The 10,737-nt window shown below is 73.7% G+C and carries 11 protein-coding genes; 7 read left to right on the forward strand and 4 right to left on the reverse strand.

Annotation, left to right across the window (positions count from 1 at the left end; genetic code table 11):
- Positions 1 to 727: 727 nt before the first annotated feature.
- Positions 728 to 880, reverse strand: coding sequence for a hypothetical protein (locus OP04_RS53695; protein WP_157240517.1), 153 nt, complete (start codon positions 878 to 880; stop codon positions 728 to 730).
- Positions 881 to 1,042: 162 nt separating this feature from the next.
- Here OP04_RS53695 and OP04_RS29145 point away from each other — a divergent pair, with 162 nt between their 5' ends.
- From OP04_RS29145 to OP04_RS29175, 7 genes are read left to right on the forward strand one after another with little or no spacing between them, the layout of a single operon-like run.
- Complete coding sequence (locus OP04_RS29145) at positions 1,043 to 2,221, forward strand: hypothetical protein (protein ID WP_033343095.1); 1,179 nt, start codon at positions 1,043 to 1,045, stop codon at positions 2,219 to 2,221.
- Positions 2,218 to 3,879: an AfsR/SARP family transcriptional regulator gene (locus tag OP04_RS29150; protein WP_051799298.1), complete on the forward strand. Its 1,662-nt coding sequence runs from the start codon at positions 2,218 to 2,220 to the stop codon at positions 3,877 to 3,879. Before OP04_RS29145 ends, OP04_RS29150 begins: the two co-directional genes overlap by 4 nt.
- A gap of 43 nt (positions 3,880 to 3,922) precedes the next feature.
- Entirely contained in the window at positions 3,923 to 4,084 is a 162-nt protein-coding gene (locus OP04_RS53700; RefSeq protein WP_157240519.1) for a hypothetical protein, read from the forward strand.
- A 40-nt stretch (positions 4,085 to 4,124) separates the two neighbouring features.
- Positions 4,125 to 4,649: a MauE/DoxX family redox-associated membrane protein gene (locus tag OP04_RS50250; protein ID WP_051799299.1), complete on the forward strand. Its 525-nt coding sequence runs from the start codon at positions 4,125 to 4,127 to the stop codon at positions 4,647 to 4,649.
- Positions 4,646 to 5,161 carry a TlpA family protein disulfide reductase gene (locus OP04_RS50255; RefSeq protein ID WP_051799300.1) on the forward strand — a complete coding sequence of 172 codons (516 nt, stop codon included), beginning with the start codon at positions 4,646 to 4,648 and terminating at the stop codon, positions 5,159 to 5,161. The genes OP04_RS50250 and OP04_RS50255 overlap by 4 nt, the downstream gene beginning before the upstream one ends.
- Position 5,162: 1 nt before the next feature.
- Entirely contained in the window at positions 5,163 to 6,977 is a 1,815-nt protein-coding gene (locus tag OP04_RS29170) for an ABC transporter ATP-binding protein (protein ID WP_033343096.1), read from the forward strand.
- Positions 6,977 to 7,345, forward strand: a complete 369-nt coding sequence (locus tag OP04_RS29175; protein WP_051799301.1) for a S26 family signal peptidase — start codon at positions 6,977 to 6,979, stop codon at positions 7,343 to 7,345. The genes OP04_RS29170 and OP04_RS29175 overlap by 1 nt, the downstream gene beginning before the upstream one ends.
- Here the strand turns inward: OP04_RS29175 and OP04_RS29180 are convergent.
- From OP04_RS29180 to OP04_RS29190, 3 genes are all read right to left on the reverse strand, one after another.
- Positions 7,287 to 7,679, reverse strand: coding sequence for a PPC domain-containing DNA-binding protein (locus OP04_RS29180; RefSeq protein ID WP_033343097.1), 393 nt, complete (start codon positions 7,677 to 7,679; stop codon positions 7,287 to 7,289). The genes OP04_RS29175 and OP04_RS29180 overlap by 59 nt on opposite strands.
- Before the next feature lie 71 nt (positions 7,680 to 7,750).
- Positions 7,751 to 10,402 (reverse strand): DUF4132 domain-containing protein, encoded by a 2,652-nt coding sequence (locus OP04_RS29185; RefSeq protein WP_051799302.1) that lies wholly within the window; start codon positions 10,400 to 10,402, stop codon positions 7,751 to 7,753.
- A 1-nt stretch (position 10,403) separates the two neighbouring features.
- On the reverse strand, positions 10,404 to 10,712 hold the full coding sequence (locus OP04_RS29190) for a hypothetical protein (RefSeq protein ID WP_033343098.1): 309 nt from the start codon (positions 10,710 to 10,712) through the stop codon (positions 10,404 to 10,406).
- Between the last annotated feature and the right edge of the window lie 25 nt (positions 10,713 to 10,737).

The following is a 10,737-nucleotide window of genomic DNA, read 5'->3' on the forward strand; positions in this document are numbered from 1 at the left end:
ATTCGGTGCCGCAAAGACCAGGTCAACAGCCGGAGTTGACCTGGTCTTTGCGGCACCGAATGATCCTTTCCGGCAGGGCGTCGACGCGGTGCCGGATCCTGACCGGCCGCAGGGGTGCTATGCACCGAAATTTTGTGAAATAGCGGTGGCGAGGCCGGCCGTCTCACGACCTCGATGGCGCTGGCCAGTAGTGAGACGGCCCATAACGGCCCGACGGCGGCGACCGGGCCCGGAGACGGTCACCCGGCCCGGAGACCATCGCCAGGCCCGGAGCGGCCACCCGGCCCGGAGCGGCCACCCGGCTCGGAGCGGCCACCCGGCTCGGAGACCATCGCCAGGCCCGGAGACCACCACCCGGCGCATTGCGCCCGAAATTTCGGCATATCGTCGACAGGGCGGAGACCGGTAGAGATCGTTGTTGCGCTCACTGTCTCTTCCGGCGGGTTCAAAGAGCAGTGAGCGCAACAACGATCTTCCACGGACCGCGCGAGCGGCACGGGCCATCGCGCTCGGCCAGCTATTTCATGAAATTTCGGGCGCGGTACTGGACCCTGCGGAGCATGCACGCGATCGTGCCGAGCTGAACCCTGACCACGAAAGTTCAGCAAGCACCTGGTCAGAAGTCCTGTCGCCAACTCCGAGCGGCCCCGGGGCGCTGACCAGAGCCAGCGCCGACCTTCGTCGCTTCGGTACCGCCGGTTACGAACAGAACCTTTGGACAGGTCAGCTACTGAGCCTTCGGCGTCTGACTGGCGCGGCCACGATCGCCGGGCCCCCGCCCGACGCCGGCCTGCAGCGCGATCCGCTCCTCGGGGTGCCCGGCCGCGAACGCGATCTCACCCGCGGCCCGCTGCTCATCGAAATTTCGGGCGCAGAGCACCCGTTGACCGCACGCCACGCCACTGGCCCCTGACATCGAAGGCGCGGCGAACCGCCACGGAATTTGGGTGCCCCCCACAGGAAGATGCGGGCTCCGGAAAGCGGCGCTACCAGCATGTTCGCCGTCACGATGGCACAGGTTGACACTCTGAGAGGAGCACCTGTGCACATCGGACTGACGAGCGTGATCGTCCTGGCGTTGGCGCCGTGGACCGGCACCGTCGCACCGGTCTGGGAGCTGGGACCGGATGTGCCGGTCCCGCCCGGCGCGACGGGTGCGACGCTGCACGACGTCGCCGCCGCCTCCCCGACCGCGATCTGGACGGTCGGCGAGGCCTGGCCCGGCATCCAGCCGCTCGCCGCCCGCTGGAACGGGCAGGCGTGGACGGACACCGCGCTGCCGGTGCCGAAGCCGTTCACCACGCACACGCTGCACGCGGTGGACGCGCTCCCGGACGGCACCGCCTGGGCCGCCGGAAGCGCGCACACGACCTCACCGGACGGCCCGGTGACCACCACGATGATCATATTCTACAAGACCGGCTGGGCCGCGATCTCCAGCCCGTCGACGACCGGGATCGACGACGTCAGCGAGCTGTTCGACATCGACATGTTCTCCTCGTCGGACGGCTGGGCCGTCGGCGGCGCCGCGGTCGGCGGCCTGCCACCGCAGGCGCTGATCCAGCGCTGGACCGGCGGCCGCTGGGTGAAGGTCACGCTCCCCGCCGAGTTCGACGCGTTCACCCAGAGCGAGCTGCACGCCGTGCACGCGCGCGCGTCGGACGACGTGTGGGCGGCCGGCACCGCGGTCGGGCGCGACGGGCGACGGACCGGCCTGATCGTGCACTGGGACGGCACGGCCTGGAAGCGGTTCCCGCTGCCCGCGACCGGGACACCGCCGGAGGGCACGGTTCTGGAGGACATCACCTCGGTGTCCGCGAAGGACGTGTGGGCGGCCGGCAGCACCTGCCTGACCGAGGCCGGCTTCGAGATCTGCCACCCGGTGGTGCTGCACGTGACCGCGAAGGGTGTGCAGGCCGTGCCGACCGCGGGCGACGGGGCGGAGCTGACCGCGGTGGTGGCGCTGGCCGCGGACGACGTCTGGGTCTTCGGCTACGACAGCAACGTGGCCAAGCGCGAGGCCGACCACGTCGAGCACTGGGACGGCACGGCCTTCACCAGGGACGACACGATCCCTGTCCCGACCGAGGAGATCCTGGACGGTGAGGTGGCGTCCGCGCTGGGCGGCGCGACCGCGGTGCCCGGGACCGGCGCGCTGTGGGCGGTCGGCTGGGACGGCGTCGCGCCGGAGACCACCCCTCACGTGATCCACCGCGGATGAGCATCCGGCTGCTCGGCCCGGTGGAGGTGACGGCCCGCGGCCGGTCGGTGGACCTCGGTCCGCGCCGGTCGCGGCTGGTCCTGGCCGTTCTCGCGCTGGAGGCGAACCGGCTGGTGCCGATCGACCGCCTGGTCGGGCTGAACTGGCCCGGCGACGCGCCGCGAACGGCACGGCATGCGATCCAGGTCGACGTGTCCCGGCTGCGTGCCGCGCTCGGCGACTCCACGATCACGATCGAGACCAAGGGCAGCGGGTACGTGCTGCGCGCCGACCCCGCCCGGGTCGACGCGCGGCGGTTCCTCGGCCTGCTGGAGCTGGCCCGCGCGACCGCCGCACCGGGCGACCGGCTGGCGATCCTCGGTGAGGCGCTCGGCATGTGGTCCGGCCCCGCGCTGGCCGGGACCGGACCACCGGAGACCCGCGACCGGCTGTGCCGCAGCCTGAACGAGGCGCGGGCGACCGCGGTCCGGGACGTGATCGAGTGCCGGCTCGCGCTCGGCGGCCACGCCTACCTGGTGCCGGAGCTGGAGCGCCTGGCCGCGGACGCGCCGCTCGACGAGGAGCTGCACCGGCAGCTGATGCTGGCCTGCTACCTGGCCGGGCGGCAGGCGGACGCGCTGGCCGCGTACCGCCGGCTGTGCCTGGTTCTGCGCACCGAGCTGGGCATCGATCCGCATCGGCGGGTGCGCGACCTGGCGACCGCGATCCTGCGGCAGGATCCGATGCTGCACCGGCCCGCGCCCGCCTCCCCCGCCGTGCTGCCGCCGCCGGCGCAGTTGCCGCCCGCGCTGCCGGTCCTCGCCGGCCGTGCCGCCGCACGCGCCGCACTCGACGCACTCCTCCCGGCCGACGGCCCGGCCAGCGACGATCCCACGGCCGACGGCCCGGCGAGCGACCGGCCGACAGATGACCGGCCCGCGGGTAACGGACCGGCGGGCCACCGGTCGATAACCGGCAGACCGGCAGGCGACCGGCACGCGGGCAACAGACCGCCCGCCGCGACCGTCGCGGTGCTGTCCGGGGAGCCGGGCAGCGGCAAGTCCGCGCTGGCCGGCCACTGGGCGCACCGGGCCGCCGCTCACTTCCCGGACGGCACGGTCCACATCGATCTGCGTGGCGCCGGCTCCCGGCGGGCCGATGTGGCACCGGCCGAGGCCCTGAACCGTTTCCTGCACGCGTTCGGGATCCCGGAGGCGCTGATCCCGGCCGCGACCGACGCGCGGGCCGCGTTGTACCGCACCATGGCGTACCCCCGTCGCATGCTGTTGATTCTGGACAACGCCCGGGACGCCGCGCAGGTCCGCCCGCTGCTGCCGGGCGCGCCCGGCAGCCTGACGGTGATCACCAGCCGCGACCGGCTGCTGCCGTTGATCGCCGCCGAGGGTGCCCGGCCCGTGCATCTCGGCCCGCTGACCACCGCGGAGGCGATGGAGCTGCTCACGCTCCGGCTCGGCGCCGCCCGCACCGCCGCCGAGCCGGACGCGGCCCGCGCGCTCGTCACCTGGGCCGGAGGGCAGCCGGCCGCGCTGGCCCGAGCCGCCGCGCACGCGATCGTCCGGCCGGATCTGCCGCTGGCGGACCTGGTCACCGCGCTCACCGCCGACCTCGTGTCGGACCTGACCGCGACACCGTGTGAACCGACTATGACCAGGTTGTGAACGGCCCTGGTTACCGTCGGTCGACCGAAAGAGGGGGTGACACATGCGGAAAATCCTGACCGGGCTGGGCGATCGGGCACTCGGCCTGATCGTGCCGAAGGCCCGCGCCTCGGCCTGTCTGTGCTGGTGGCTGGAGTGCCCGAACGGCAATCCCAAGGAGTGCTGCAAGCACGGCGGACATCTCTACTGCGACGAGTGCGAGTAGCAACGACCCGTCACCGCGGCGACGGCGGAAGGAGAGCGTGATGTCGTTCGTCGTCGTCGCGGCCAGGGTGCTGCTCGGCGTGGTCTTCGCGGTGTCGGCCGTCCAGAAGTGCCGCGACGGGCGGGACTTCCGGCGGTTCGTCACCGCGGTCGCCGGACGGGACCTGCCCGTCCGCGCGGCCCTGGCCGGCACGGTGGCGGCCGAGTTCGCCACCGCCGCGCTGCTGCTGGCCCCGGCCGGTCCGGGCTGGCGGGTTCCCGCCGGGTTCGTGCTGTCCCTGGGCCTGCTGATCGTGCTCACCGGCGTGCTGCTCGTCGCGATGCGACAGGCCGTGCAGGAGCCGTGCGGCTGCTTCGGCACCGGGTCCGGCCCGGCCGGACCCGCCCACGTGGCCCGCAACGCCGTGCTCGCCGCGGCCGCGGTCGCGGGGCTGGCCGGCGCGCACGCGGCGCCGACCGGTGATCTTCTCGTCGCGGCCACGCTGGGGGCGGCCGCGGCGGTCGTCGTGATCCGCCTCGACGACCTCAAGAGCCTTTTCTTCACACACCTTCGGGGGTACGGGTGATCGTCACCGTCCTGGCAGTGCTGATCCTGCTGAATCTGCTGCTCACCGCCGGCCTGGTGCGCCGGCTCAACGAACACACCGTGATCCTGGACCGGCTGGCCGGCGATCCGGACGTGATGCGCCCGGCCGGCGAGACGGTCAGCGCGTTCACGTCCGTCACCACCGACGGCACGCCGCTGACCCGGGACGACCTGCCCGCGCCGGTGCTGGTCGCGTTCCTGTCCCCGACCTGCGCCGGCTGCCACGAGCAACTGCCCGCGCTGCTGGCCCGCGCGGTCCGGGCGCCCGGCGGTCGTACCCTCGCGGTGGTCGTCGAGAAGGACGGCAACGGCGCCGCGCTGGCCGACGTGCTCGGGGAGGTCACCCAGGTGGTGGTGGAGTCCCGGGGCGGGCCGCTGACCACCGCGTTCGGGGTACGGGGCTATCCGTCGTTCGCGCTGCTCGGCGCGGACGGCCGGATCGAGGCCGCGGACTCCGACCTGGCCGCGATCCCGATCCTCGTCGAGGCGTGACGTGCGCGCCGCCCTGCGCACCGGGACCGCGGCTGCCGCGCTGGCCTGGCGGTCGTCGCGGGCCGGCGTGCTCGCGCTGCTGGCGCTGAGCCTGGTCGGGTCCGCCGCGCCGGTCGCCGCGACCTGGCTGACGAAGCTGGTCATCGACGGGCTCGCCACCACCGGCGCCGGTCCGGGACGGCTCGCGCTCTACGCGGCCGGGCTGGGCGCGGCCGGCCTGCTCACCGCCGTCTGCCCGCAGCTGACCCGGTACGTGCGGGCCGAGATGTCGCGCCGGGTCGGGCTGCGCAGCCGCGACGAGCTGTTCCGTGCCGTGGACCGGTTCGTCGGGCTGGGCCCGTTCGAGGACCCGGCGTCGGTGGACCGGCTGCGGCTGGCCCAGCGCGCCGGCGCGTCCAGTCCGAACGGTGTCCTGGACGGCGCGATCGCGCTGGCCGGCGGCGGCCTGGCGCTGGCCGGCTTCCTCGGTTCGCTGGTGGTGATCAGCCCGGTGATGGCCGGCGTGGTGGTGCTGGCCGCCGCGCCCGCGCTCGCCGCGCAGCTCGCGATCGCCCGCCGCCGGGCCGGCACGTTCCTGCGGATCGGCCCGGTGGAGCGCCGCGAGTACCTCTACATGAGCCTGCTGTCCACGGTCGAGGCCGCGAAGGAGATCCGGCTGTTCGGCACCGGCGGCCTGCTGCGGGCCCGGATGCTGGCCGAGCGCCGGGCCGCGGACCGGGCGCTGCGCGACGTCGACGGCCGTGAGCTGCGCACCCAGAGCCTGCTGTCGCTGCTCGGCGCGACCGTCACCGGCGCGGGCCTGTTCTGGGCGGTCACCGCGGCCGGCGCGCATCGGCTCACGGTCGGCGACATCGCCATGTTCGCCGGTGCGGTCGCTGGCGTGCAGGCCGCGCTCGGTGTGCTGGTCACCCAGGTCGCGGCCGCCCACCAGCACCTGCTGCTGTTCCGCCACCACCAGGACGTGGTCACGGCCGGGCCGGACCTGCCGGTCGCCCCGGACGCGGCCGCCGCCGGGCCGCTGCGTCGCGGCATCGAGCTGCGGGACGTGTGGTTCCGGTACTCGCCGGACCATCCGTGGGTGCTGCGCGGCGTGACGATCACGATCCCGTACGGCGAGTCCGTGGCGCTGGTCGGCCGCAACGGCGCCGGGAAGTCCACGATCGTGAAGCTGCTGTGCCGGTTCTACGACCCGACGCGCGGCACGATCCTGTGGGACGGCGTGGACCTCACCACGCTCGACCCGGCCACGCTGCGGGCCCGGATCGGCGCGGTGTTCCAGGACTTCGCCTGCTACGAGCTGTCCGCGGCCGACAACGTCGGCCTCGGCGACGCCGACGCGCTGGACGACCGGGCCAGGATCACCACGGCCGCCACCACCGCGGGCGCGCACGACATGCTCGCCGCGCTGCCCCGCGGCTACGACACGCAGCTGACCAGGCTGTTCCGGGCCGACCAGGACGAGGGCGGCGCGGCCACCGGCGTGGTGCTCTCCGGCGGGCAGTGGCAGCGGGTCGCGCTCGCCCGCGGCCTGCTGCGCGCCGACTGTGACCTGCTGGTCTGCGACGAGCCGAACGCGGGCCTGGACGCGGAGGCCGAGCACGAGGTCCACGAGACGCTGCGCCGGCACCGGCGGGGGCGTACCAGCGTGCTGGTCTCCCATCGCCTCTCCGCGCTGCGCGACGCGGACCGGATCGTGGTGCTCGACGGCGGCGTGGTGGTCGAGCGCGGCGCTCACGGCGACCTGGTGCGGGCCGGCGGCCACTACGCGCGGCTGTTCGACCGTCAGGCGGAAGGCTACCGGGAGGCCGTACCGTGATGGGTCTGCGGATCGTGATCGTCGACGGCCCCAGCATGGAGCCGGCCTTGCGCGACGGCGACCGGGTGCTGGTGCGGCGCGACCGGCGGCCCCGCCGCGGCGAGATCGTGCTGGTCGCGGCCCCGGGCCAGCCGATGGACTGGATCATCAAGCGGGTGGCCGGGCTGGCCGGCGATCCCGCGCCGGCCGGCGGCGTCGTCCCCGCGGGCATGCTGGCGCTGCTCGGTGACAACGCCGCCGCCAGCGTCGACTCCCGCGACTTCGGCTGCGTGCCGGTCGCACAGGTGTGGGGGACGGTGGTGCGGCCGCTCAGGCCGGCACCGCGGACAGCTCGTCGAAGCCGGTCCGCGGGTCACGCGCCCGGCTGAACCGCCAGCCGTCGTCCGCGCCGAGCACCACCTCCACCGTGCCCTGCGCCGCCACCACGCACCCGGCCATCAGGTGGCCGCCGAGCAGCACGCCCTGCGGGTCGGCGACCGCGAGGTGGACGTGCATCCCGTTCGGGGCCAGCGTGCCCGAGGCGGAGATCAGCTCGAACTCGCCCTCGGCCGTGTGGATCCCGTCCAGCCGCAGCACGATCCGGCGCAGGCTGCCCACGCCGGTCATCAGCCACGCGGCCTGCACCCCCTCGGTGCGCACGGCCGCCTGCAGCGCCTGCTTCAGATCCGTGCCCGGCCCCAGCGTCAGCGGTATCACCCTCATGCGGGCGACCGTAACCCCGGCCGCTCACAGTCCGGTCATCGTCGCCGTTTCAACGCCGCTTCAGCGCCGCCTCAGAGCTGACGGAGGATCACCGGATCCTTGATCTTCCGGTCCGCGGCCAGCAGCAGCGCCTTGCTGATGATCTCGGAGAGCCGGCTGTCGCCCTCGAACGGCAGGTACAGATCCGGTTCCGCCGCCCGTTTCGCGGACTCCGGGATGATGCAGAGATAGCGGTCGTCCGGCGCGATCAGGATGTTCCCGGATCCGCAGTGGATGCGATAGGTGTGCAGGTCACCGCGCACCTCCAGGAACATGTCGGTCAGCGTGCACCGGTCCGCGATCGCCAGCCTCGGCACCAGCGCGGCCAGCACCTCGCGGCGCGTCTCCGCGGACGGCGTGAGTTCACCGAAGCTGGTCCGCGCCCAGTAGTCGCGGTGCCGTCCGTGCGGGCCGCCGTCGAACCAGTTCGGGTCGCTGCCGATGCCGGCGACGGCCACGAACAGGTCGACGTCACGCATCACCTCGCTGAGCACCACGGCCGGCACCCGCTCCAGCGGCACCGGTTCGTTGTCGGCCGTGATGAACCGCAGCTGGTCGGTGGCCATCGTGTCCCACACCATGTCGTCGCGCTCGTCGACGCCGGCGACGGTCAGCTCGGCCCGCAGCCCCCGGTCCGGCAGCGCCAGCCGCGGCGGCTCACGCCAGTAGGCGTCGTTGCGGTACTGCTCGTAGGACCAGCCTCGCCGCGCCAGCAGCGCGTTCATCCGGTGCTGCCGGACCACGTGCGCCGCGAACCGGTTGGAGTACGTGCCGGTGGCCCGCTCCGCATCCGTCAGCAGATACTGCTCGCGATGCGCCTGCTTGAACGGCTGCGTGATCTCGTGCCGGAGCAGGAACGCGCGCCACGCGGCCGTATCCTCACCGGCCGGATGCCACAGCCGCACGACCGCGTCGTCCCCCGGCACGATCACGGCGTCGTCCACGGTGCGCAGCGCCTCGCCACCCCAGCAGACGGCCACGCCGTCGACAACCCAGATCAACCGCCTCGCGAGGGTACGGGCGAGCGGGTGATCCAGGAACCGCTCGCGCCACTGTGCGACGGTCCACCGCCGGTCCCGCCGCAGCAGACCGTCCAGCCGGTCGCGGGTCGCGATCAGCGTGGCACCGATGTCCTTGACCGTCGCGGTCAGCTCCTTGAACTCCTCGCGGTGGTCCGCCCGGACCTGCGCCGGCGCCGCCCTCACCTGCTTGCCGGCCGCGTTGTGCCAGGTCACCGTGGCCTCCGTGCCCCGGATCTCCACCTCGTAGGCGCAGTCGCCGAGCTTGTCCGCCAGCGGCAGGCCGTACCCGGGCAGCGCCATCTCCTCGACGTCCTCCCGACCGATGCCGAGCGCGGTCGCGCGCGCGTCCAGCCCGCGCTCGACCAGGTGCAGCGTGCTCTTGTACGTCAACCGCGACGCCAGCCGGGCCAGCTGCGCCACCGCGGCCGGATGGTCCGCGCCGGCCAGCGCCGCGACCGCCGCGTTCGCCAGCTTCGGGCTGGCCGGCCCGTGCCCGGAGATCTTGCGGGTGGCCCTCTCCGCGAGCTGGCCGAGGTGGCGCACCTGGTCCTCGGACGGCGGGCACAGCGCCCGCACCCACAGCAGCCCGGACAGCAGCCGCACGTTGTACCGGTCCGGCATCCGCGGCGAGGCCTCGCCGAAGCTGCACTCCCAGTGGTCCGCCACGGTCCGGGCCGGCCCGGACCGTGGCGCGCCGGCCAGCCCGAGCCAGCCGTCGAGCCGCGCCGCGAAGTCCCCGGCGCCGACCGCGTTCAGCAGCACGCGCGCCTGCTTCGTCCAGGCCGCCGACGGCTTCGCCTGGTCCTTGTCCGGCACACAGTGGGTGAGCAGCGCGTGCCAGGCCGCCCGCCGCTCCGCCGGCATCGCCTCGACCTCCGCGATCGCACGGTCGGCCCACGGCTCCCCCGGGCTCGGCACCGGCCACAGCGACGCGGCGGTGTCGGTCTTCCAGGACGCGATGGTCATCCGCCGCCAGGTGGCCAGCCCCCACGGGTGCGGCCGGCCTGCGGCGTACTCCGCGTCGATGACCGGCCACGTCCAGTCGCCGACGTACAGCTCGAAGAACGGGCCGATCCGGTCCAGCCAGTCCCGGCCGTTCACACCGCCGGCCTCCAGCAGGCTGCTGATCAGCACACTCAGCGACTCCCGGCCGAAGTAGCCGGTGCGGTCCACGACCGTCCAGGCGTCGAACAGCGTCTGCCGCACGTCACGCGGCTGGGCGCGCAGCACCTCCCGGGCCCGCGACCGCATGGCGTCCGCGGCCGCGAACCACTGATCGCCGTGCGGGTAGTAGGCGCTGCTCACGATGCCGGCGTCCAGGAAACCGGTCACCGTCTCCGCCGCGGCCACCCGCTCGGCGTGATCCGCGCCGGCCCCTTCCAGCGCCGTCACCGCCGCGATGAGCCGCTCCCCCTGCCGCACGACCTCGGGCAGCACCTCACGCTGCACGGGCACCAACGGGTACGGCCCGTCCGGGTCCGCGAGCGCGGCGAGCAGCGCGGCACCCGTGCCGGCCGGCGCCCACCCGCAGACCATGGCCGCATGCTGGGTGAACTGCCGCAGCTCGCTGCTGTCCGCCTCGCACCGGCGGCCGTCCTCCTGCATGATCCGGATGCTGCCGGCCACCAGCCGCATGAGCGCTGCCGCGTCGAACGTGCTCATCTCAGCCACCCACCAGCGGCACCAGCTTGAGGAACGTGACCCGCGTCCCCGCCCGCAGGTGGATCACCTCATCCAGCTCCGTCACCTGCCGGTCATCCACCAGCACCACGAACCCGTTGCGCCCGAACGCCTCCAGCGTCACCCGGGTCCGCTCCTCCGGATCCGCCCGGGTCCCCGACTCGGCGACCTCCTGGAAGATCCGGCGCCGGATCAGCTCATCCAGCCGCACCGTCTCCTCGAAGATCTCCAGCGCCCAGGCCGGCGTCTTCGCCGCACCCGTAGCCTCGTCCGAAATCGCAATCACCGGCATCAACGGAAGGTATCAGCCACCTACG

The organism is Catenuloplanes japonicus (genome assembly GCF_000717135.1).
Lineage (GTDB): Bacteria > Actinomycetota > Actinomycetes > Mycobacteriales > Micromonosporaceae > Catenuloplanes > Catenuloplanes japonicus.

What these genes read in the sequence shown, in the direction of transcription:
- OP04_RS29185 (WP_051799302.1), bottom strand. Translation starts at nt 10,402, where the DNA reads ATGAGCACGTTCGACGCGGCAGCGCTCATGCGGCTGGTGGCCGGCAGC.
- OP04_RS29150 (WP_051799298.1), top strand. Translation starts at nt 2,218, where the DNA reads ATGAGCATCCGGCTGCTCGGCCCGGTGGAGGTGACGGCCCGCGGCCGG.
- OP04_RS29175 (WP_051799301.1), top strand. Translation starts at nt 6,977, where the DNA reads ATGGGTCTGCGGATCGTGATCGTCGACGGCCCCAGCATGGAGCCGGCC.
- OP04_RS29180 (WP_033343097.1), bottom strand. Translation starts at nt 7,679, where the DNA reads ATGAGGGTGATACCGCTGACGCTGGGGCCGGGCACGGATCTGAAGCAG.
- OP04_RS50250 (WP_051799299.1), top strand. Translation starts at nt 4,125, where the DNA reads ATGTCGTTCGTCGTCGTCGCGGCCAGGGTGCTGCTCGGCGTGGTCTTC.
- OP04_RS29190 (WP_033343098.1), bottom strand. Translation starts at nt 10,712, where the DNA reads ATGCCGGTGATTGCGATTTCGGACGAGGCTACGGGTGCGGCGAAGACG.
- OP04_RS53700 (WP_157240519.1), top strand. Translation starts at nt 3,923, where the DNA reads ATGCGGAAAATCCTGACCGGGCTGGGCGATCGGGCACTCGGCCTGATC.